Origin of the sequence: Streptococcus pseudoporcinus LQ 940-04 (assembly GCF_000188035.1) — a bacterium.
GTDB classification, from domain to species: domain Bacteria; phylum Bacillota; class Bacilli; order Lactobacillales; family Streptococcaceae; genus Streptococcus; species Streptococcus pseudoporcinus.
Genome location: NZ_AEUY02000005.1, coordinates 720,271 through 742,165, shown reverse-complemented (window position 1 = coordinate 742,165; position 21,895 = coordinate 720,271). Strand labels below are relative to the sequence as shown.

Annotated in this window: 18 protein-coding genes; 3 read left to right on the top strand and 15 right to left on the bottom strand. The window is 36.7% G+C overall.

Going from position 1 to position 21,895, the window contains the following annotated elements:
- Positions 1–64: 64 nt before the first annotated feature.
- The 12 genes from nrdD to mutL all read right to left on the bottom strand — a co-directional run bounded on the left by nrdD (position 65) and on the right by mutL (position 12,927).
- On the bottom strand, positions 65–2,260 hold the full coding sequence (nrdD, locus tag STRPS_RS04985) for an anaerobic ribonucleoside-triphosphate reductase (RefSeq protein ID WP_007893785.1): 2,196 nt from the start codon (positions 2,258–2,260) through the stop codon (positions 65–67).
- 101 nt (positions 2,261–2,361) lie between these two features.
- Positions 2,362–3,924: a glycosyltransferase family protein gene (locus tag STRPS_RS04980; RefSeq protein ID WP_007893784.1), complete on the bottom strand. Its 1,563-nt coding sequence runs from the start codon at positions 3,922–3,924 to the stop codon at positions 2,362–2,364.
- A 127-nt stretch (positions 3,925–4,051) separates the two neighbouring features.
- On the bottom strand, positions 4,052–4,351 hold the full coding sequence (locus tag STRPS_RS04975) for a DUF1292 domain-containing protein (protein ID WP_007893854.1): 300 nt from the start codon (positions 4,349–4,351) through the stop codon (positions 4,052–4,054).
- Positions 4,352–4,361: 10 nt separating this feature from the next.
- Entirely contained in the window at positions 4,362–4,781 is a 420-nt protein-coding gene (gene ruvX, locus STRPS_RS04970; protein ID WP_007893744.1) for a Holliday junction resolvase RuvX, read from the bottom strand.
- Positions 4,778–5,047 (bottom strand): IreB family regulatory phosphoprotein, encoded by a 270-nt coding sequence (locus STRPS_RS04965; protein WP_003083367.1) that lies wholly within the window; start codon positions 5,045–5,047, stop codon positions 4,778–4,780. Before STRPS_RS04965 ends, ruvX begins: the two co-directional genes overlap by 4 nt.
- 111 nt (positions 5,048–5,158) lie before the next feature.
- On the bottom strand, positions 5,159–5,557 hold the full coding sequence (gene spx, locus STRPS_RS04960; RefSeq protein WP_007893913.1) for a transcriptional regulator Spx: 399 nt from the start codon (positions 5,555–5,557) through the stop codon (positions 5,159–5,161).
- 405 nt (positions 5,558–5,962) lie between these two features.
- Positions 5,963–7,105 carry a recombinase RecA gene (gene recA / locus STRPS_RS04955; protein WP_007893872.1) on the bottom strand — a complete coding sequence of 381 codons (1,143 nt, stop codon included), beginning with the start codon at positions 7,103–7,105 and terminating at the stop codon, positions 5,963–5,965.
- Positions 7,106–7,194: 89 nt separating this feature from the next.
- Entirely contained in the window at positions 7,195–8,454 is a 1,260-nt protein-coding gene (locus tag STRPS_RS04950; protein WP_007893844.1) for a competence/damage-inducible protein A, read from the bottom strand.
- Between the two features lie 115 nt (positions 8,455–8,569).
- Positions 8,570–9,124 (bottom strand): DNA-3-methyladenine glycosylase I, encoded by a 555-nt coding sequence (locus tag STRPS_RS04945; RefSeq protein WP_007893754.1) that lies wholly within the window; start codon positions 9,122–9,124, stop codon positions 8,570–8,572.
- A gap of 6 nt (positions 9,125–9,130) precedes the next feature.
- The gene (gene ruvA / locus STRPS_RS04940; RefSeq protein ID WP_007893783.1) at positions 9,131–9,724 is read right to left on the bottom strand and encodes a Holliday junction branch migration protein RuvA; all 594 of its coding nucleotides are present in this window, start codon (positions 9,722–9,724) and stop codon (positions 9,131–9,133) included.
- 1 nt (position 9,725) lies between these two features.
- The gene (locus STRPS_RS04935; protein ID WP_007893804.1) at positions 9,726–10,949 is read right to left on the bottom strand and encodes an MDR family MFS transporter; all 1,224 of its coding nucleotides are present in this window, start codon (positions 10,947–10,949) and stop codon (positions 9,726–9,728) included.
- A gap of 10 nt (positions 10,950–10,959) precedes the next feature.
- A complete protein-coding gene (gene mutL / locus STRPS_RS04930; RefSeq protein ID WP_007893835.1) occupies positions 10,960–12,927 on the bottom strand; it encodes a DNA mismatch repair endonuclease MutL in 1,968 nt (655 codons plus the stop codon).
- 148 nt (positions 12,928–13,075) lie between these two features.
- Here mutL and STRPS_RS04925 point away from each other — a divergent pair, with 148 nt between their 5' ends.
- The 3 genes from STRPS_RS04925 (at position 13,076) to STRPS_RS04915 (ending at position 18,032) form a co-directional block, all read left to right on the top strand.
- Complete coding sequence (locus STRPS_RS04925; protein WP_232010993.1) at positions 13,076–13,975, top strand: hypothetical protein; 900 nt, start codon at positions 13,076–13,078, stop codon at positions 13,973–13,975.
- Positions 13,960–14,139: a peptidase gene (locus tag STRPS_RS04920; RefSeq protein WP_007893796.1), complete on the top strand. Its 180-nt coding sequence runs from the start codon at positions 13,960–13,962 to the stop codon at positions 14,137–14,139. Before STRPS_RS04925 ends, STRPS_RS04920 begins: the two co-directional genes overlap by 16 nt.
- Before the next feature lie 992 nt (positions 14,140–15,131).
- Positions 15,132–18,032 carry a serum opacification factor gene (locus STRPS_RS04915; RefSeq protein WP_232010992.1) on the top strand — a complete coding sequence of 967 codons (2,901 nt, stop codon included), beginning with the start codon at positions 15,132–15,134 and terminating at the stop codon, positions 18,030–18,032.
- 499 nt (positions 18,033–18,531) lie between these two features.
- On the opposite strand, the gene mutS is transcribed toward STRPS_RS04915, so the two are convergent.
- From mutS to argR, 3 genes are read right to left on the bottom strand one after another with little or no spacing between them, the layout of a single operon-like run.
- The gene (gene mutS / locus STRPS_RS04910) at positions 18,532–21,081 is read right to left on the bottom strand and encodes a DNA mismatch repair protein MutS (RefSeq protein WP_007893751.1); all 2,550 of its coding nucleotides are present in this window, start codon (positions 21,079–21,081) and stop codon (positions 18,532–18,534) included.
- Positions 21,068–21,421, bottom strand: a complete 354-nt coding sequence (locus STRPS_RS04905) for a YlbF family regulator (RefSeq protein WP_007893906.1) — start codon at positions 21,419–21,421, stop codon at positions 21,068–21,070. The genes mutS and STRPS_RS04905 overlap by 14 nt, the downstream gene beginning before the upstream one ends.
- Positions 21,418–21,855: an arginine repressor gene (argR, locus tag STRPS_RS04900; protein ID WP_007893813.1), complete on the bottom strand. Its 438-nt coding sequence runs from the start codon at positions 21,853–21,855 to the stop codon at positions 21,418–21,420. Before argR ends, STRPS_RS04905 begins: the two co-directional genes overlap by 4 nt.
- Positions 21,856–21,895: the final 40 nt, after the last annotated feature.

The window sequence follows — 21,895 nt, the reverse complement described above, 5'->3', positions numbered from 1 at the left end:
TTGCTATCCAAGCAACCTTTTAAGCATAACATCATTTTTTTAAAATTGCTATTCTCATTATTTTTTATAGACCAGGATACTTAATCGTTGAGCCATTCATATGTTTCACTCGTGCTGATATTTCTTTATGACGTCCATTAACCATTGGACGAGCCTGAGGGTTACCTAAATAACCACAAGTACGTTTGACCACGTCAACAGTTTTAGGATCATTATTGCCACAATTAGGACAAGCAAAGCCACGTTCCGTCGGTGTAAAATCACCTTCAAATTGACAGCGATAGCATTTATCAATTGGTGTATTAGTTCCCAAATAACCAACGCGATCATAAGCATAATCCCAAACAGCCTCCAAAGCCTTGGGATTTTGTTGCAATACTGGGTATTCACAATAATGAATAAATCCCCCCGATGCTCCAGCTTCTGGATAGACTTTCTCAAAGTCCAACTTTTCAAAAGGTGTTGGATTTTTACGGACATCGTAGTGGAATGAATTTGTATAATATTCTTTATCTGTAATATTTTCAAGTATTCCAAACTTTTCAATATCTAAGCGACAAAAACGATCAGTCAAGCTTTCTGATGGTGTCGAATAAACTGAGAAATGATAGCCATAACTATTTGACCACTCTTCGCAAGCTGATTTCATGGCTTTAATGATAGCCAAAGTAAAATCTTTTGCTTCTTGATTACCTTCCCAGTCTCCACCATAGAAAACAGAGGCTACTTCATAAAGGCCAATATAGCCTAATGATACTGTTGCACGACGATTTTTGAAAAGCTCATCGACACGATCAGTCTTATTTAAACGTTTACCAAAAGCACCATATTGATAAAGGATCGGTGCATTTGCAGGCGTTGCTTCCTTAACCCGTTCAACACGATAAACCAATGCATCCTTACCAATAGCAAGTCGTTCTTTAAAAAGCTCCCAGAATTTTTCCATATCGCCGTTTGATTCAAGGGCAATCCGCGGTAAATTCAAGGTTACAACACCCAAATTCATACGACCAGAGGTGATATCATGCCCCTGCTCATCTTTCCATCCTTGAAGGAATGAGCGGCAACCCATTGGGGCTTTAAATGATCCTGTCAAATCGATAATTTTATCATAAGAGAGCATATCAGGATACATGCGTTTTGTAGCGCATTCTAAAGCTAGTTGCTTGATATCATAGTTGGGCGAATCTTCTTCAAGATTTAAACCACGTTTTAAGGTGAAAATTAGTTTTGGAAAAATTGCTGTCCGATGCTCGCTCCCCAAACCCTTAATTCGTATTTCTAGAATAGCCTTCTGAATCTCCCGCTCAAACCAGGATTCTCCTAAACCAAAACCTAATGATGTAAATGGTGTCTGACCATTGGAAGTAAAGAGAGTGTTAATCTCATATTCCAGAGATTGCATAGCATCATAGATATCTTTTTTAGTTTTTTCAAAAGCGTAGTCTTCGCGCTTCTCGGCAACCACCCATTTTTCAGCGTCAGCCATGTGTTTCTTGTAATTCAGCTCAGCATATGGAGCTAAAAACTCATCAATACGATCAGCTGTACACCCACCATACTGACTTGAAGCAACGTTGGCAATGATTTGAGAAATCTGAGCCGTCGCGGTTTGAATAGATTTTGGGCTCTCCACTTCAGCATTGCCGATTTTAAACCCATTAGCTAACATCCCTTGAAAGTCAATTAAGCAGCAATTTGTCATCGGTGTGTAGGGACTGTAATCCAAATCATGATAATGAATATCCCCTTTTTGATGCGCATTTGCAACATGTGGAGGTAACATCTTGAGGCCAATAGACTTACCTACGATACCAGCTGTTAAATCTCTTTGTGTATTAAAAACATCACTATCTTTATTGGCATTTTCATTAACCACTGATTGATCTTTTTGTAACAGTTTATCAATAGTAAAATTAATATCAGTTGCTTGAGAACGAGCAAAATCACGCTGTGTACGATAATTAATGTATTCTTTTGCAATAGCATATTCATTTGCTGACAGTAATTCATGTTCCACAATATTTTGGATTTCATAAATCTTAACATTCTTAGGGAAACGATCTCTAATTTCAGCTACAACACGTTCTGAAATAGCCTCTAACTTTGCTTCAACCAAGGGCGACATTTTTGTTACTTCTATACTAGCCTTTAACAAAGCACTATAGATTTTAGTTGTGTCAAAAGACACTAAACGACCGTCGCGTTTTATCACTTTTATATCTGGTTGAACAACTATTGTTTCTTTTTCATGTCTCATCTTGTCATTTCTCCTTACTTGGACTATTATATCACTCCATTAAAAAAAATCAATATATTGTGTTGATAAAATTTAGATAACACAATATATTGATTTTCATCTTATTTTTGCTGATAGATCTGAAAGCTTGCTATATCAGTTTTAGTAATCAATTGATAGTCCCGTTTAAGGTGCTTTTGGAGAGTTTTTGGTAAAGGATATTCCTTATTCACAATAATATATTGAGCCCTATCTTGTAGTAGCTCATCCATCAAGACATGTTTATGTGCGGCCTTCTTAACATTAACAGAAGGAGATGCAAATTGTGAAGCGGCTTTCCGCTGACTTTCTAAATAGATTTGTGAACTACTATCCCATACATAAATTTTATCCGATGTCGCAACATGCTCTTTGATATAGCTAACAACCTCTTGTCTTCCTTGGTTGAGGTGATTTTGATCAGTATATTGCTGTATCCCCAAAGCAAGAGATAAGGCAATAACAATAAAGGGTAGATAATAGGTTTTCTTGAAATAAAGCTTGATAATAGCCAGTAGACCATTTGGTTGCCTTCTCACTCGACGATGACTACGTGTTCTAGTAGATTGATGATAAAACTGAGCAAATGGGACAGCTATTAAAAGCAAGCTAAAAGGCAATAGCGGCAAAAGATGATAAGGGTAATAATCACCACTTAAACCGGCAATAATAAGGTAAGTAACAATCGTAGCAAAAAGAAGATACTTAATATAAGGATTCAGTTGCTCCTCTCTTCCTTTTATAGAAGGGGCAAAGCCATAAAAGAAGCCAATTCCCCCTAAAAAGCACAAATAAATCAAAAAAGAAAGAAAAATCGGCAAAGCCCCAACTCTAAAATAAGAAAACTGATACAATACGGCTTGAGATAAATAAGGGCCTAAAATTTGTAAATTTAAAATAAAATAACCAACGATATAGAAGACCAAGAGAAGCCCTAATATGATAGCTAATAGTTGGTAGAAACCTCTTGCCAAATGCCTTAATTTACAATTATAAACTACGATAGCTATGGTAACTAAGAACCAAAAAACCAGTATTCTAGGTTCTAAAAGCATGGATATCGCAGCTGTCATGCCAAACAAAATAAAGGCCTCATCCTTAGTTAATCCGGCAAAATATTTTGTCAAAAACCAAAGCGTTACCAAAACAAATGGCATCGCGAATTGAATGGGATAGATTCCTCCAAAACCTAGGCTAGCAAGTAAAATAAAATAAAGCATCGTAAAAGCCAATGCAAGTTTACGGTTAGCTGTCACAAACTGAACTAATTTATAAAAATAAATTCCAGCCATATAGAATGCCACTACTTCTATGAAAACCAACCACCAAGTTGAGCCTAAATAATAACTTAAAGCTATTAAGGCAAAATAAAGCATTCCTCCAGTTGTAAAGATATCACTGTAGGGAATCTGCCCTTTGGTCAGCATCATACCAATATAAAGGTTTTGATTTTGTAATGGGTTGGCCAGATCAGTCAATAAGGGATTAGCCACACTCAAAAAAGCTACTAAAAAACTAATGATTAGAATATAAGTTTTATGTAAACTTGGAACTTTTGTTTCATACTTTGTTGTATGGTTAGTTGGGCCATCATCAACTTGAAAATCCTTCATAGTTGCAGTAGCATTAACAGTCATTTGACTCACTTATTTTCTCCTTGAAATGTCATACAACAAGTATATCAGATTATGACATTTAGTCAATTTGAAGTTCTAAGAGGCCTCAACTATCAGGCTTGTTTGAGGCAAAATAAAAGACCCAATGGGCCTCTTATTATTCTTCATCTAAAAAACTGTTAAAGACTTCTTCAATCATATCCCATTCAGCATCAGAATCTTCAGGAATTGGTTGTAAATCACCTTCAGTTCCATCTTCGTTTTCAGTGAATGAATAGGCTTGAATTTCAATCTCACCAGACTCATCCTCTTCAGAACCAGCAGGTACTAGCAGAACATAATTCTTTCCAAATTCTTCTTTTCCATCAATAGTTAATAAAATCTCGAATAATGATTCATTCCCTTGTTCATCCACAAGTGTAATAACTTCATGTTCATGATCGTGATTATGTGCCATTTCTTTCTCCTTAATAGGTTCTATCTAAATAATTTTGCAAAATAAGTTGAGCAGCAAGTTTATCAATAACCTTTTTTCGCTTGCCACGACTAATATCCGCCTGTTCAATTAGCATTCGTTCAGCTTCAACGGTTGTTAGTCGTTCGTCTTGGTAGACAACTGGAATCTTGAATAGTTCTTGTATTTTTTGACCATAGGCTTGGCTAGCTTCTACCCGTGGACCACTAGTATTATTCATATTCTTTGGTAGACCAACAACAAATTGAGAGACCTTATATTGGGCTACCAATTCACTTAATCGATCAAAGCCAAAAGCTTGGTTAGCTTCATCAATTTTTATAATCTCAAGACCTTGGGCAGTAAAACCAAGTGGGTCACTAATGGCAACACCTACAGTTTTTGAACCAACATCCAATCCCATTATTCTCATTTAACGTCAATTCCATTTCCTTGTAAATAATAGCGAACAAGCTCTTCTACAATTTCATCACGTTCATACTTACGGATCTGATTTCTGGCATCATTATATCTCGGAACATAAGCAGGGTCTCCACTTAATACATAACCAACGATTTGGTTAATTGGATTGTAACCTTTTTCCTCTAAAGAATGGTAAACAGCAGTAAGTGTTTCACTAATTTCCTTCTTATCCCCATCGTCTAATTTAAAGCGGACTGTTTCATCTGTAAATCCCATACTTACACCTTCTTTCTAAACTAAGTGCTATCATATATTATATCTTATTTTTTGATAATTAACAAGAAATCTAGTTATTAGAACATAAAAAAAGCTCATAAATAGAGCTTTTTACAAGGCAGCACGTAAACGCGCCTCTGTATTTTCAATATTACGAATAGAGCGTGGCAAGAATGCTCTAATATCATCTTCTTTATAGCCAACTTGAAGGCGTTTATCATCAATCAAAATAGGGCTCTTAAGAATACGAGGATTGCCCTGAATTAAATCAATAACTTCACTAACACTTAATTCTTCAATATCACAGTTTAGAGCCTTTGCATAACGGTTTTTAGATGAGACGATACTCTCAACACCATTTTCTGTTTTTGAAAGAATTTCCAAAATTTCTTCTTTTGTTAAAGGTTCTTTTCCTAAATTCTGCTCTTTATAGGGGAGCTTATGGCCATTTAACCAAGTCTTGGCCTTTTTACAGCTCGTACAACTTGAAATCGTATAAATTCTTATCATGTTGCTCTCACTTTCTATTTCGTGATATGATTATTGTAACACAGAGTAAAAACTTGAACATAGGTCTTCGGACCTATTTTTTGTCATTTTTGGCCGTTTACCCTTTCCTTTTGTGTGATTTTTCCCACCACTAGCCCTTTGTAAGCGGTTTTATTACTTTTTGAATAAGTCCTATTTATTAATGGACTCATTACTAATTACTAGGCATATGCTGTCTATTCTACTAAGTCGTCTTCCCTTCATTCCGGCTTATTAGTAAGTCCTTAACCAAGAATCATCTTCTATTCTTAACAAATTTATAATCTCTTCTTCTGTAACTTGTTCTGAAAAATCTCCCACCCGCTTGATTTTAAGAATCTGTCTTTATCTCAAATTAAGCAAAAAAAGACCTTAAAGGTCTTTTCTTTAATCTTCAATTTCAATCGCATCATCCAACTCGAGGACTAGCTCATCAGTACTTTGGTCTAATGTAGGCTCCACAACTTCTTCTTGCTCTAAGTCATCTTCTAAGAGACCTACTTTCACACGCACTTTATGATCGATTTCTTCAAAAATATCAGGATGATCTGCCAAGAATTTTTTAGCATTCTCAGAACCTTGCCCGATTTTTTCGCCATTATAAGAGAACCAAGCGCCCGCTTTCTGAATAATGTCTAAATCTGAAGCAATTTTAATTAACTCCCCTGTACGTGAAATACCTTCTCCATACATGATTTCCACTTCAGCTACTTTAAATGGAGGAGCAACTTTATTTTTAACAACTTTGATTTTGGTCTCTTTACCTATGTTGCTGTCTTTTTGCTCACCAGTACCTTTAATCTGTGTATTACCACGAACATCCAGTCGGACAGAGGAGTAGAATTTCAGTGCACGACCACCAGGTGTTGTTTCCGGATTCCCAAACATAACCCCCACTTTTTCACGTAACTGGTTAATAAAAATAGCAATCGTTTTAGTTTTATTGATAGAGGCTGAAAGCTTACGCATGGCTTGACTCATCATCCGAGCCTGCAACCCAACATGACTATCCCCAATATCACCGTCAATTTCTGCACGTGGCACTAAAGCTGCGACCGAGTCTACTACCACCAAATCAACAGCACCAGAGTCAATTAATTTACCTGCAATTTCAAGTCCTTGCTCGCCTGAGTCCGGCTGCGACAAGAGCAACTCATCAATATTAACACCTAAAGAAGCGGCATAGGCAGGATCTAGAGCATGTTCAGCATCAATAAAAGCGGCAATACCACCTTCTTTTTGAGCCTGAGCAACTGCGTGGAGAGCAACAGTTGTTTTACCTGATGATTCAGGTCCATAAATTTCGATAATACGGCCCTTAGGATAACCTCCAGCACCTAAAGCAATGTCCAGAGCAAGACTTCCTGAACTCATGACTTGAACCTTTTGTTCAGCTCTTTCTCCGAGACGCATAACCGCACCTTTCCCGAAGTCTTTCTCAATATTTTTTAAAGCATCATCTAACGCTTTACGACGATCATCGCCAAACTTTTTGGTGATTTCTTCTGTTTTCTTCACTTTTTTTGCCAATTCATTCTCCTCTTCACTGGAAAAGCTTAGAAATGACTCTACAAACGGTCATTTTTATTATTTCCACACTTACTATATTGTATCAAATTTCAACTTTTTAATAAAGTTTTTCGGACCAAATTAAAAGCATGTAGCGTTGCTATATAACGAATATCAGAACGAGTCCGTCCACCAATTGCAATTTGGATAGAATCTGTTTTTTCCTCTGTCGAAATACCGATAAAAACAGTTCCCGCCTCATGTCCCTCTAGAGAATCTGGCCCTGCAACACCTGTTAAACTAATTCCTATATCTGACTCAGTTAACAACCGCGCTTTCTCAGCCATTTCTCGGGCTGTATAGTGGCTAACCACCCCATTAGCTTGTAAATCAGATAAAGGAATGTTCAGCATTCTTGACTTTTCTAACATACTGTAGGTCACAAACCCGCCTGAAAAAAATTCAGAGATCCCTGCATAATTAGCTAAGGTTGACTGAAAAAGTCCAGCTGTTAGACTCTCAGCTGCTGTAAGTTTTTTCTTCTTTTGCTTAAGTAACTGGACAACTTCCCTTGATAAACTATTATCTTCACCATAACCATAAAAGAACTGCCTTAAGGGAATACTGTCCATCGTTGGGGTATCTAAAATAGCTTTTTCAAGTTTATCTAGCTTTTGATTTGCCTCTATCAGCCCCAATGCCTTGGTGGATAAACGCAGTGTTACTTCACCTATCTTGGCATAAGGCGCGATCGTTGGATCAGTCTGCTCAGATATGAAGTTGGCTAGAACAGTGACTAGTTGACTTTCACCAATACCAAAAAAGCGTAATACACGCGAATAAAGCCTAGTCTGAGTCGCAGTCAGCATCGGTAATAACTGTTGATTAACCATTGGTATCAATTCAGAAGGAGGGCCAGGTAAGACAACATAAGAAACACCGCCACTCTCCACCAAACCTCCTACCGCTAGTCCCGTAATATTTTGAATAGGTCTTGAACCTTCAATCAACTGCGCCTGCCTCTCATTATTAGTAGTACGCGAACCTTGCGGACGAGAAGCAAAAAAGCGATCCAATTTATCCCTAGCCTCTTTGTCGAAAATCAAATCACGCCCCAAGAAACTTGCTAATGTTTGCTTGGTTAAATCATCTTCTGTTGGGCCAAGGCCTCCACACAGAATAACAAGATCACTACGTTTACTTGCTATGGCAAGAACCTCCAGCAAACGATCTTTGTTGTCCCCGACGGCTGTTTGAAAATAGATATCAACTCCTATCTCAGCCATTTTTTCGGATAAAAACTGAGCATTCGTATTGAGAATTTGACCAGTTAAGATCTCTGTACCTACTGTAACAATCTCCGCTTTCATTTAGCCACCTACTTACCTATTCGATATTTTTCTTCATTTTATCAAAAAAACTCCTATCATTCTATCGAAATTAGGAGTCTTTATCACAAAAGAAAAACCATTATTTATCAGGAATCTACTTATAAGCACAGTTCTCCTCATGATCATTGACCATTCCTGAAGCCTGCATAAAAGAATAGACAGTTGTCGGCCCAAGAAATTTAAAACCATGTTTTTTTAAAGCCTTAGCTAAAGCGATTGACAAATTTGTCTGAGCGGGAGCTGGATGGTCTTTGTTGACAAGGTTGTCAATGGGGTGATAATCAACAAATCCCCACAAAAAATCCGAAAAAGAACCATAATCTTCTTGAATTCTCTGAACCGCTTTTGCATTGTTGACAGTAGCTTCCAGCTTTAACCTATGGCGGATAATCAATGGATTCTGTAAAGCGTCAGCCATTTCTTTTGAGCTAAATAGAGCAACTCGATTAACATCATAGTTATGAAAAACCTTGTTAAAAGCAGGGCGTTTTTTTAAAACTGTCAACCAAGATAGGCCAGACTGATAACTTTCCAAACAAAGCAATTCAAATAATTTTTGATCATCATAAATTGGCTTGCCCCACTCTTTATCATGGTAGGCACAATAAAGTGTATTATCTACGGGTACCCAGTGGCAACGTTGAACCATAACCTATTACCCCTTCATTAACATTTTCAAAGCTGACTTGATATACTGCTCAGCCGTTTCCTCTGTTCCTTCAAAGAAAGCCCTAATCTTCTTCAACTCTGTTGCTTTATAGCCTAGCGCTAAGAGGGCCTCGATAGCTTCGTCAAGCTGGTGATTACTATTTCGCTTAGCTTGGCTCTGCTGCTGACCAGGCTCTGGATTGTCCACAAACTTGCCAGCAAGGTCGAGAATCATTTGCTGTGCCGTCTTTTTACCAATTTTAGGGAACTTCATTAAGTACTTAATATCACTATTGTCAATAGCTGTAACCAAGCCCTGGTTATCGTCCACAGCAACAATAGCTAAAGCAGTCATGGGACCAATACCCGAAACAGAAATGAGTTTTAAAAAAACATCCTTTTCATCATCCGTATGAAAGCCAAATAAAAGATGAGCATCTTCTCTAATCACTTGATGCAGATAAACAGTCACATTTTGGTTGACACTATCTGTAAAGCTATAAGGGTTAGCCACATAGATAATATAACCTAGACCATTTACCTCTACAACAATATATTTAGCAGTAATTTTTGTTAATTGCCCTTTTATATAGTCAAACATATTAAACCTTTTCTTTCTGTTTCGCAGCTAAAATAATGAGGTATAGTCCCACTATCGCAATAAGTAAAAAAGAGACTTGAACACCGATGAGCCCAGTAAAATGGCTGAGCGACACAATTAAACCCGCTAATACTGCTCCCAAAGGTTGCGTCATAGAGATAAATCCAGTGTAGGAGCCAATTTTTGATTGATCCATCATTTCTGCCCTTAAAACCTGATTAGCTGGAACATTTATCATTTCACCTATAGTAAAGATAATCACAGCAATGATAATACCCGTAAAGTGACTAAACGAAAAAGCCAAAAACATTCCAACTGTAAAAATACCTGACCCTAAGATCAACTGTTGCAATAAAGGCCACCTTTCAGTCAATTTATTCGATAAGGTCATCAGAGCTACAATCAAAATCGTATTGGTGAATACCATAATAGACAACATCTTAGCCCCCGTAATCTGAAACCCCAAAACCCTTGTTTCCTGAAAGGCAAGCTTTAAATGAACAGGTACAAAATTATCCATTTGTAACCAAATACTTGAAAAGAGAATTGACCCTAAAGTAAAGATAAGAAAGGGTTTATCTTTGAAGACTTCTTTATAATTTCGGAAGGTACCACCCAGACCTCGGTTATGGGTAAAAGAATGATCCTCTGGCATGGTTTCATCGAAATAGAAATAAGCAATTAGGAAACAAAGGATGTTAACGAGAAAAAGAGCTATCAATAAGTCAAGAAAATAATGATCATAGAATAGGCCGGAGAGACCTGCACCAAGCATCACAGCAATATTAATAAACCAATAATTAATAGTGTAAACAAATTTCCGATTATTCAAATCGGTTAAATCAATCAACATTGCTTCATATGCTGGAGCATAAAAACTAGAAGCCAATTCTACTAATAGGATGCCTAAGAACATTAAATCTGGCATAACATGGTTGGGCACGTTTGCTACAATAGCTAAGAGCCAACCGATTGTCGTTCCAATAGAACCATAAATAACCACTTTTTTCCGTCCAATGGCATCAGACAGATGACCCCCGTACAAACTTCCTAAAAGACCAGCAAAACTAGTCACTATCATCAAAAAACCTGTCCACAGTGTCCCAAAATAAGTGGCGTAGTACATAGCCATAAATGGAAAGATACTACTTCCAAGAGTAATCGTTACAAACCGAACTAGTTGCCTAATTTGGATCTGTTTAGATAAATTAAAAAATTCCTTCATAAATCACTTCCTAATATTTTCCTAAATCTCTCAAACTAGTATGATTTTCTTGAATACGGCGGAACATTTTTTCCATATCTGATTTACTAAAATGAATCAAGACTGGACGCCCATGTGGACAATTATAAGGATTTTTACACTGTGCCAACTGTAACAACAATTGTCTTGCAGAATAATCATCCAAGGTATGATTAGCTTTGATTGATTTTTTACAGCTCATCATGATAGCCAACTCAGCCCTGTAGGTCTTAATGGAAACTTCCTGAGTCAAAAGCAACATATCACACATCTCATAAACGCCAGCTTCAATCTCACTTTCTTTCATCCAAATAGGGTGTTCCCGCAAAATAAAAGTATGATGTCCGTACGGCTCCAGATAGATTCCCACATCATTTAAAAGAGACATCTTTTCCTGTAAAGTCAAAAAATCAGAGCCTGAAAATTCAAAAAGATAGGGAACAAGCAATTGCTGTAAACTGCTGTCAACTTCCCCAATTTTCTCACGGTAATATTCATACTTAACCCGCTCCTGAGCCGCATGCTGATCAATAATGAAAAGCCCATCAACCCCTTGAGCAAAGAGATAAGTCCCGTGCATTTGTCCAAAATAGTCTAACTCTGGAAATGTCGACGCTTCTTCGTTTTCCAAACGTTCCACCACTTGTTCCAACTTATGCTTATTTTTAAAAGTTAAGTCAGAATGATCACCTACTAGCTCTTCAGTATCTGGGCGACTAGCATGCTTAACAGCAGGCGATGATAATTCCACTGATGCCTCTTCTGCTAGCTTGACAGGTCTGTCAAGATCAAAGCTGTCAGAATAAATCGGAGTCTGAGCTTCGCTAACATCCTTCTTTTCGACAAAAAAATCATTTTCGTGGGGATCATAATAAAGTTTACGAGTCTGTAAAGGCAAACGCGTCTGCTCTGCTTTTGGCAAAGAACGAGTGCTTGATTTTGCTAAATTTTCCAAGGCATCAGGAATTAAATCTTGGGCTTTTAAACTTTCTGCAATAGCAGTGCTAATCAAAGCCATTAACTCTCTTTCCTTAGAGATACGAACTTCTTGCTTTGTCGGGTGAACGTTGACATCCGCTAAGTAAGGGTCAATCTGAATATCAATAACCACAATCGGGAAACGCCCCACCATTAATTTGGAACCATAGCCATCTAAAATAGCACGATTGAGTAAAAAATTTTTGATATAGCGACCATTAATTAAAATGGTAATATAATTTCGGTTTGCCCGAGTTAGTTCTGGCAGACTAACATAACCACTGACGTCAAAGTCTAAGTCTGCATTAGCTATTTCGATCATTTTTTTTGCAGTTTTTAGACCGTAAATACCTGCAATGGCTTGTTTCAACTGACCACTTCCAGATGTTCTAGTCATTTCTCGCCCATCAGATATGAGAGTGAAGGCTATTTCAGGGTGTCCTAAACTTAAACGATTGACCACATCGACAATATGAGCCAATTCTGATTGGAGACTCTTCATGTATTTTAGACGTGCTGGCGTATTATAAAAAAGATTTTCAACCCTTATCCGAGTTCCAACAGGCATCGAAATTGCTTCTTGCCCCTCAATCTTGCCACCACGCACAAAGAGTTGGCTACCATGCTCAGACTCTTCTGTAGCGGAAGCAATGGTCAACTCACTAATTGAAGCAATCGAAGGTAATGCCTCTCCTCTAAAACCAAGTGTTCTAATACGAAAAAGATCACCCTGATTTTTTATCTTACTAGTTGCATGACGAAGGATACTCATGGGCAAATCTTGCTCCGACATGCCTTCACCATTATCGGTTATGGTTATAGACTTTAAGCCTGATTCTTCAATATCAATAGTAATCTGACTACTTTTTGCATCAATGGCATTCTCTACCAATTCTTTAACGACACTTGCTGGACGCTCAATAACTTCCCCAGCTGCAATCTGATTGGCGAGAATTTCTGGTAATTCAATAATTTTAGTCATTCATTTGTCCTCGCATTCTTATGGACTATTATAACATAAAAGAAACAGGAGACTACTCCCTTCAAAGCTTCCTTCTATTATATATCTATATCATTCACTTAATATGGGCATATAGTTCTGATAGAAGACTCCCTTAGGGAGGAAGCCAGTGAAAAGGATCATAATGAGTTTGAAAAAAGACCAATTACAAAAAGCTTTTGAAGAAAAGCAGTCTCTAAAATTAACTTACAAGCTTAAAGTTAATAAAGAGAAATTTAACAAATCTAATAGTCGAAGAAGGCGAGCACTCTCAGAGTCTGAAAGTAATCCTGAAAAAATTATCTCTAATACTATTTCTTATAAGATAAACGAGAATCAAGCAAATGGTCAGAATCTTGAGGATGTTAAATTAACATATAGCAAAAAGATGGTTCCTGTTCCAGAAATTGACGGAGAAGTTATTAAACCTCAAGTACCTAGCTTACCAGAATTAACACCTATTATTGAATATGGTTCTAACTTAGACTTTGATGAAGAAACTATTTATCATTTACCAATAGAACATGGGCGCTATGAATCCAATATTCCGATAACTATAAGTGAGGACACTAAATCAGACAATTTAGATATTATTGTTGAGGGTAATATTATTGACTTTGTGAAAGATAGCATTACAGACAATAGCTACACTAAATCTGGACATAATTCAGCTGATAATAACCAAGCTACTGTTGAGGATACCAGATCAAACTTAGATATAATTACTATTAATGGGCAAGGTGAACCAATTGAATTTATAGAACATACCCAAACTGGAATATCTGGTCAATCCGAAGAAATCACTTTCATCAAAGAGACACGTAAATCAGAAATGACTATCAGCGGTCAAAGTGATTCTGTCGAAATTATCGAAGATACACAACCTGGTATGTCTGGATTTAATAAAGCTACTGTAGTGGACAAAGACAAGTGGACGAAGACACACGTCCTAAACTTCAATTCCACTTTGACAACGAAGAACCTATTAGTGAAGAAGACAAAGAACTCCCTCAAATGGCAGATAAGGTAACTGAGCAAGTTCCTCAATCACCTGTTACTCAAAGTGAGAATCTACTTCCTCAAACTTCAGATACTAGTAATAACTGTAATACCTTATTTACAATGGCAGCTTTAGCTATTATTGGAGCAGCAGGTCTACTTAATAAAAAACATCGTGAGAATAAAATTGATTAAACTCCAAACATTACAAAGCAACAAAAATCCATCTCAAACGCTATATCATAGTGAAGATAGACTATAGCTGATGATTTTAACTCTAAGGAACTTACTAAAAAATCTATAGAGAGAACGTCGGACACAACGTGTTGAAAAAGTTTATCCAAAAAGCTTGGACAGACTTTAAATAGTCTTGTGATCCTATAAATTGATTTAGTTAATGAACGTAGTGTCACTAAATCTTACACTTTAATGTCTTCAACCTCTCTTAATAAAGAAGACTAATAGACAGAATTAACACTTAACATCTTAGAAAAACCACCCTGGTCCTTACTTATAGCTAACCACTCTCTTATAGTGATAGTTAAAAGTTCCTTTCTATTTATAAAAATAAATACTCTTAGAAAAACTGATAGTATAGGATTTCTAGGGGTATTTTCTATTGATAACTTATCACCAAAGAAGCTTAATTACATGATTTAATCATAGAAAATATATAGTCATTCAGCTAAATTAATATCATCAGAAAAAAGAATTAGCTACTACTCGATACTAACAGGTAATAGACTTTATAAAATAAGGCTTACAAATGCTGAGGCTTTTCCAAAAAAAGTAAAACTATCGTAATGAGAAAAACAATTTTCTCATTAAAATTAATGATATATTTAAATAAATGCCATATTAGGCAATAAAAATAACTAATAAATTAAATTATTGTTCATATATTTTGCTTTTTTTAAATTATTGAACTACATTTTGGTCAAAAATTATATAATTTGATGAAAAAGATTATTTTATAATTAAAACAAAGAAATTTATTTTCTTCAGTAACGTTATTTAATCAATAGTTTACTGTTATCATTTTATTTTAATCTTATTTTTACTTGTTTTTAAATCCTATTGAAGTAAATTTACTAAAATCTTCATTTTCAAAAATAATGGTTTTTAAAAATTATTGGAATTAGAGTATACTACTTAAGTTAGGAAAAAATGAAAAAATGGGAGAATAAATGAAAATGATAAATCGTAAGTATAAGCTGAGAAAATTGTCTATTGGACTCGTTTCCGTAGGAACCGTGTTCATGACAACAGCAGTTGCAGCAGAAGAGAGTGTTAATAGCAACAACACTAACTCAGCTCAAACAAGTGTGACTAATTCTAATGTAACGGCTGATAACTCTTCGAGTAGCACTACTACAAAAGAAAATGATGCGACTTTAGCTTCGTCAGAAACTGCGGAAAAAACTAAAGAAGAGTTAAACAAACCTCAAGTACCTGCCCCTATTCAATCCGACTCAAGCAATACTGAGGCCTCAAATAAGGAGCCATTAGAAGGTACGCCAACCCAAGATACTGCAAACCGTGTGGAAAGGGTAGAAGTAAAATCTGAAACCATTGAGATTGATAACTATAAAGTAGATAATGAAAAATCGGATCTTACGGTTACCGATGGCCAAGGTAGGGACAAAGTTATCAAGAACCGTGATGATGAAAAGCGTGAGATTTTTGATCTCCATCGCGAAGTAGTTGACAATCAGGATGGAACATTAGAGGTTACACTAACTGTTAATCCTAAAGAAATCGATAAGGGAGCAGAAGTGATTGTTCTTTTAGACACCTCTCAAAAAATGAAAGAGGAAGATTTCAAGACTGCTAAAGAGAATATTAAAAAGTTAGTTACAACTTTGACTGCTAACCCTAGCAACCAAAATCACAATTCCCGTAACTCTGTTCGTCTTATTAACTTTTATAGAAAAGTCAATGATCCATTAGAACTAACTACTACAAATGTGGATAATAAACTAGAGGAAGTTTGGAAAAAAGCTAAGGAGGATTATAACTGGGGGGTAGATTTACAAGGAGCCATTCATAAAGCCAGAGAGGTATTTAACAAAGAAAAAGGAAACGGAAAAAGACAACATATCGTTCTCTTTACACAGGGGGAAGCGACTCTGAGCTATGATATAAAAAATAAGGAAGCTATCGGGAAACAGACAATTGATGACAAATCTGTAACCCATACTACTCCTTTATTACCCTGGCCATTTTATCTTGATGCTACAATGACAAAACGTAATATAGTTGAAGACACAAGAAAAATCATCGATTGGTTGAGTAGTATTGGAATTAAAAATTTTGATGAATATAAGAGTCAACTTGCTTTAGCTAAAGCAGGAAGTGGCCTCGGTGGTTTATTAGGAAACTTCGTAGGCATTGAAAATCCTTTGGACTATATTTTACTTAAAGAATTAGCCTCTGATAAACCTACAGTTGAATTTAATTATGATAAAAAAGTAGGCGAAGGATATCACTATTTGACACATTCACACAGAGAACTTGCTGGTGGAGATATGGTGGATAAACTTATCGCTAACTTAGATTTAGAATTAAAAAAGAAAATATGGTTTGGTGGTAACACTACACAATATCTAGCAAAATTAGGGATTAGAAAAGCTCTTGAAAATATTTTCTATCGTCGCAACCATGTCTTTTATAACCACAATCTCTCAGCACAGGCTGAAGCAAAAGAAGCACAAAATGAGGGAATTGTCTTTTATTCCTTTGCCCTTACAGATACTCAGAAAAAATCCGAAAGTAAAGTATTTAGCTTTCTAGGCGGTAATTCAAATGATAATAAATTCGACCTTTATATCAAAAAAATGTCAGAAAGTAATAAGTTTTTAAATACAGAAAAGATATTAAAAGATACTACATTTAAAGATATATTAGAATCACTTGAGTTAAAAGACGACTTTACCAATGGAATACCTTCTCAATACAAATCTTCTCGTGGAAATATTAAATATAGTCCTGAAAAAAATGGTATCTTTAGCTCAACTAAAGAAAGCCTTACTTGGACTATTTCTAAAGACGATTTGCAGAAAGCTTTTGAGGAAAGTAAACCATTAACGCTGACCTATACGCTGACAGTTGATAAAGAGAAACTCAAAGCTAAAGGCAACAGTCGGAAAAAACGTGATCTATCATCTGATAGTAACGTTCCTATAAGTAAGAACATTATTTCGAATACCATTTCTTATACCATCAATGATAAAAAAGTTAACGCTAAAAAACTTGATGATGTTAATCTGATCCATTCTAAAGAAAGACTTGTTAAGAAAATCGTTAATGAAACGAAACGTGAAGTCTTGACATTTAAGACACAAGAATTCCTTGATAATAGGCTTCCAAAGGGGCAACGCGTTCTTGCTACTAAAGGCGAAAATGGTTCAATCACATCAGAATTTCAACATACTTACATTGGTGATAGGTTGACAGACAGTAAACTTCTGATAAAAATTACTAAAAATCCTCGTCACGAAGTGATTAGAGTCGGAACTAAGGTAACTGCTCTAGCAAATGAAAACCTAGACATTATTAGTGGACAAAGCGACCCTATTTCCATAACTGAAGACACACAACCTGGTATGAGTGGGCAATCTGATCATGCAAGGCTCATTGAGGAGTCAAGTACTGAACACAATAATCTTGTTGTCGGTCATCAAAGTGAGGCAGTAGATATTACAGAAGACAGTCAACCTAATATGTCTGGATCTAATGAAGGCGGGGTCATCGAAGAGGAAACAGATCTTGAATCTATCTTACAGCTCGAAAACAAAGAGTCTGACAATGATTCAGAACTTCCTCAAAAGGCTATCATTGAAGAAGATAAAGAATTCCCACAAATAACTACTCTTAAAGAAGACAAGAAAGTTACCCAAATCCCTCAAATGGCAGCTAAGGTAGCTGGACAAACACCTCAAGCACCTATAACACAAAGCGAGCACCAACTTCCTCAAACTGGAGATAAGGAAACTAGCTGTGAAGCCTTCTTTACTATGACAGCCTTAGCAATCATTGGAGCAGCAGGTCTTGTAAACAAAAAACGTTACGACAAACATATTGATTAAAAGCTGATCGCACAAGGAAAATAGCAATTATCAAATAGTTAATCCATTCTGAGAAGCCAAACGATATTGCTTATCGTAAATCGGTTGGTTAGAGGAGTCATGGTAAATAGCGGTATTTGCTTTCTCTGATAATAACCTGCTTACAGAACTACCCCTTATAGACTCTACCCTTCCGTTCCTGCGGGAGGGTTTTAGTGCAAAGCCTAACTTGAAAGAAAAAGACTGTCAATCACATGTCAAGTTTAATAAGCTCCACTAAATCACTACCTCTTTCCTAAACGCAAAAATGCCCATTTTACCTTCGCACTTTAAATCAAATAATCAAGTTAATGCTTGACACGCCTGTCAATTAGACTAAAAGAGTCTGGGATAAAAAGATATTAATTTTTCCAATTGATAAATGAAACCCAAAAAGCGAACAAAACTCATTTTCTGATACTCAGAATACTGTCTTGTTCGCTTTTTATATTTGAGCTTAGACTTTTGTCCCAGACTCCTTTTATAATTCTTTTTTTAAGTCATAAAGAATGGTCATTGCTTCCATAGGAGTCAGATTCATGATATCAATTGCCTTAAGCTTGTCAACAATAACCTCGTTAGCCTCGCTTGTCAACAAAGCAAGTTGTTGATTACCACTCGTCTCTTGAGAAACTACTGCTGAGGTATTGGCTAAGGTCACCCTTTTTGAATCACCTTCTAATTCTTCTAAAATATGGCCTGCCCTTGAAAGTAATCCCTCTGGGAGGCCTGCAATTTTAGCAACGTGGATACCATAAGACTTGTCCGCAGGGCCTTCAGAAATCTTATGTAAAAAAGTCACTTCTCCTCCTCTTTCCAAGGTCGCCACATGGACATTTTGTAGGCCTTCCAGTTGACTTGATAGTGCTGTCAACTCATGGTAATGCGTTGCAAACAGCGTTTTAGCACCAACACGATCATGGATATACTCTATGATTGATTGAGCCAAGGCCATGCCATCATAGGTCGCTGTTCCCCTCCCAAGCTCATCAAATAGAATAAGTGAGTTTTGACTAGCACGCTGGATAGCTTGATTAGCTTCCATCATTTCCACCATAAAGGTTGACTGGCCAGAAATCAAGTCATCTGCAGCTCCTATTCGAGTAAAGATAGCGTCAAATAATGGGAGATTAGCCTGATCTGCAGATACATAGGAACCCATTTGGGCCATGATAACAGTCAAGGCAAGTTGACGCATATAGGTTGACTTACCACTCATATTTGGTCCAGTGATTAACTGAATAGAAACCTGGTCTGTCAAGTGAATACTGTTTGGAATGTATTCCCGGACACCCATTACTTTTTCAACAACTGCATGACGACCATCTACAATCCTCACCTCTTTATCTTGATTAAATTGAGGACAAACGTAGTGGTTCTGCTCTGCAACATGAGCTAGGCTTTGCAAGACATCTACAGTTGCAATGGCTTTGGCTAAGCTCTGCAATCGCGCAATATAAGTTTCCACCTGTGCTCGAACCCTCATGAAAATATCATACTCTAACTGAGCTGATTCTTCACGCGCCTCTAACATCTGTCCTTCAATCTTAGCGAGTTCTGCTGTGCCATATCGTTCTGAGTTTTTCAGCGTTGCTTTTCTAAAGAAATGGTCTGGAACTAGTGATAAATTAGAGTTTGTCACATGGAAATAGTAACCGTCTTTTTTGTTGTAATCAATTTTTAAATTATTGATACCACTGGCTTGGCGTTCCTTGCCTTCAATATCAGCAATCCAACCTGTCCCTTCTTTCATCACTTTTCGGTAATGATCCAAGCGCTCATCAAAGCCGGTCCTTATAATATTACCTTCACTAATGGTGGCTTGAGCCTCTGGGTCAATAGCTGAGCGAATAAGGTTTTCCAGTTCTGGAATAGTATCAATTTGATCGACTAGCTCTCCTAAATCTGTGCTGGTCATAGACTCTAAAACAGCCTTAATATAAGGAACTCGGGCTAATGTTTGACCTAATTGAAGAAGGTCTTTTGGGTTGACCTTACCAAAGGAAACTCGACTGGACAGGCGCTCAATATCATAGACCCCTTTTAAACTATCACTTAAATCAGCTCGTTCGATAAAATTATCAAGGAAGGTCTGGATAATTCTTTGCCTTTTTTCAATGGCCGCCTGATGAATGAGCGGACGATCTATCCAAGTTCTTAATAACCGCATTCCCATAGCCGTCTTCGTCTCATCCAACAGCCAGTAAAGACTCCCGTGTTTTTTACCCGTACGAGCATTTTCAAGCAAATCTAAGCTGGCTTTTGTACTATAAGTCATCTGCAGATAGTCTTTAATCTCATAATGGCTAACTTTTTGTAGATGCGAGAGTTCTCGCATTTGGGTTTGATGAACATAAGCCAAGAGCTTCCCTGCCACCCTAAGTTCAATTGGAGCGAGTTGCGGACTTAGTAGATCAGAATTTTCGCAGCAACTATCACTATAGGATAAAAGCAAGTTGCTGTCTTGCTTTAATTGTTTTTCTTGATCTTCATTCAGTTCAAAACCAAGAATAACTTCTTTGGCTTTTAAATTTAGGATTTCACTGCTAAGGTTTGTAAAGTCAGTCAGACTCGTTACAAAGAATTCTCCTGTTGCCAAATCCATATAGGACAAACCATAACCCTGTCCATCATGATCGATGGCAACCAAAAAGTTATTAGCTGTACTTGGTTTAGCTGAATCAACAACTGTCCCAGGAGTGATAACTTGAACAACTTCACGTTTGACCACCCCGACTGCTTTTTTAGGGTCTTCCATCTGTTCAGCAATTGCAACCTTATAACCCATTTCAATGAGAACATCAATATATTGTTGAGCTGAATGATGGGGCACTCCTGCCATGGGAATAGGATTTTCAGCGTTTTTATTGCGACTGGTTAAACCAATTTCTAATAACTGTGCAGCTTTTACTGCATCTTCATAAAATAGTTCGTAAAAATCTCCCATCCTAAAAAGCAAAAAAGCATCTGGATAATTGGCTTTAATGTCCAGATACTGTTGCATTCCAGGAGAAATTTTAGGATTGGTCATTCCTAACCTCCTTATTTATTTTCTCTTCGATTGTTTTTGTAATGTATTGTAATAAATCACTAGCATCTTGCATTTTCTCTCGGTATTCTGCTACCAAGGGCTGATCTATAATAGTTTCTTCCAAGTTTTCAGCTAAGGTCAGCGACTGTTTTGCAGCTCCTTTCTTCTCTATTTTATCAAAAAGAATAGCATTTTGCTGATTCTTTTTCATGTCAAAGGCCAAGGCAGTCAATTCAGAATTTTCCTTCATCTGATTATCAATCAGTTTAAAGGCCTGTACACTAGGATGCTTTTCAATGATAGCTAATAACTGCTTTAGAGAATTATCATATGGGGTCATATACTTAGTGCCAAGTCTTTTTCAAAGCGCTCTGCAATCTCTTCATTGCGACAAATAACTAGCAGTGTGTCCGCTCCTGCAACAGTACCAATGATTTCATCAATATCACCGTTATCAATCAAATTTGCTAAGACATCTGCTTCACCTAGATTAGTGTGGAGAACTAGCATGAAACCAGCACGATCAACTTTTAAAACGTAGTAACGAACATCTGGACTAAAGGGAGAAGCAACCGGTTCTGACAAGCTATAATAGAGTTTTCCTTTTTCATTACGTAATTTTAAAAGTCCTATTTCTCTCAAGTCACGCGATAGGGTTGCCTGAGTAACACTAATCCCTTCTTTGCTGAGAAACTTTTTAATTTCTTCTTGCGTGCCAATATGTTCCGATTGAATAATTCGCTTAATTTGATTTTGACGCTCAATTTTATTCATATGATTCCACCCTAATTGTATAATTATCCTTTCAAATTAT